The organism is Anaerovorax odorimutans (assembly GCF_024459955.1).
GTDB classification, from domain to species: domain Bacteria; phylum Bacillota; class Clostridia; order Peptostreptococcales; family Anaerovoracaceae; genus Hominibacterium; species Hominibacterium odorimutans_A.
This window is the reverse complement of sequence record NZ_JANFXK010000056.1, coordinates 1-1,525: the sequence shown is the minus strand read 5'-3', so window position 1 is coordinate 1,525 and position 1,525 is coordinate 1. Positions and strand designations below refer to the sequence as shown.

Genomic DNA, 1,525 nt, shown 5'->3' with positions numbered 1-1,525 from the left:
CCGCTGTCTTTTGTAAAAATTTATATAGTGGAAAAGAAAGCCGATGGGAACGGTATGACGTGCAAGGGGAAGTGAGGCCGGAGTACTTGCCAAAGTGGGCAAAGAAAAGCTTGGAGCAGATTCAAAACAAAATACCGGTCAGCCATCGAAACCAGGTCGAAAAGGAGGAACGATAGTATGGAACAAAGAACAAACGCGGGATATTTAATTACCAACGCAATTCAAGTGGGAGCGTATGAGTTTGTCTTGGGTGAACATATGGAAACGCCGGGCCTCTTTGTCACCTGGAAGTGCAAGGACAAGTAAAATTATTTCTGGGGCCACTACACCAACAATTTACAGAAAGCAACTGCTGATCTCTGTGAGCGTGTGTTGGAAGAACTTCGCGATTTGGAAGAACGAGGGCAAATGTCTATGTTTGATTTGGCTGGTGATGGGCCTATGCTGCTGGTCGATATCAACTATAAAGAGAAGCAGGCAATTATACCATTTCCAACGGCCAGGCTTTCCGAACTTTTGGGGAGCGTAGACATTGAAATTCCTCCGGAACGCGTATATTTAGGCGGAAATTCCGTGCTTCAAATCCGCTTACTGCATAATGGAACAAAAGAAGCAGCAGCACTTGCACAGCTCTTCCAAAAGCATCATTCCCTTGACCTGGTCAATAGGGTGTCAAAGGCCATTACCGGCCCCGATTCCCGTGTTTCCAAGCAGATAAAAAAGCACCTAAAAGAGGGCCGATATAACAAGATCGAAGAGATACTTAACGAAGCGAACCACTGCATAAAAGCAAAAAATAGAGAACCGGAAAGGTAGGCGAAGACGTGGCAAGAAAAATGGAATTGCTGGAAGACCTCTATGCACAAGCATTAGGGAGCGTTACCCAAAATCCCGAGAGCTGGATGAACTTTCTTCGCTCCGCCTGCCGCAATTATCGCCTGCCCTTTGATGAGCAGCTGTTGGTACACGTGCAGCGACCGGATGCCATCGCCGTACTGGAAATTGAGAAATGGAACAGTAAGTTTGGTCGGTGGGTCAAAAGAGGTTCAAAGGGGATCGCAGTCTTTGATAAGCGTACAGGGACAACGCGACTGAAATACTATTTTGACTTGTCCGATACCCAGGAAAGCCGCCATAAGCATTTCGTCCGTCCGGTGCCGTTATGGGAGGCCGAAGAAGAATCCCAAGCGGCCATCGAAGAAGCGTTAGCAAATACATTTGGCGTACCAGAAAAAACGGACGGGCTTGCAGATACCATCTTAAAAGCGGCGGAGAATGCCGCATCGGATAACCTGCTGGACTATCTGCCGGATATCCTTACAAATCGAAGCGAAAGTTTCCTTGAAGAGCTGGATGAACAGAGCGCTACGATAGAAGTACGCACCATGCTGGCAAACAGCATTGCTTTTATGGCCATGGTACGATGCGGATTGGAGACGAAAGACTATTTAAGTGCAGAGGACTTTCGCAATATGACGCAGTTTAACACGCCGGGGCTTGTCAATCTTTTCGGTACGGCGACCAG

2 protein-coding genes and 1 pseudogene are annotated in these 1,525 nt (G+C 47.5%); all 3 read left to right on the top strand.

What is annotated here, in order from left to right:
- Window positions 1-177 precede the first annotated feature (177 nt).
- Window positions 178-306 carry a hypothetical protein gene (locus tag NE619_RS17760; RefSeq protein WP_256133828.1) on the top strand — a complete coding sequence of 43 codons (129 nt, stop codon included), beginning with the start codon at window positions 178-180 and terminating at the stop codon, window positions 304-306.
- 108 nt (window positions 307-414) lie between these two features.
- Window positions 415-816: a hypothetical protein gene (locus NE619_RS17755; RefSeq protein WP_256133827.1), complete on the top strand. Its 402-nt coding sequence runs from the start codon at window positions 415-417 to the stop codon at window positions 814-816.
- Window positions 817-824: 8 nt separating this feature from the next.
- Window positions 825-1,525 (top strand): annotated as a pseudogene (locus NE619_RS17750) (hypothetical protein); the annotation flags it as partial.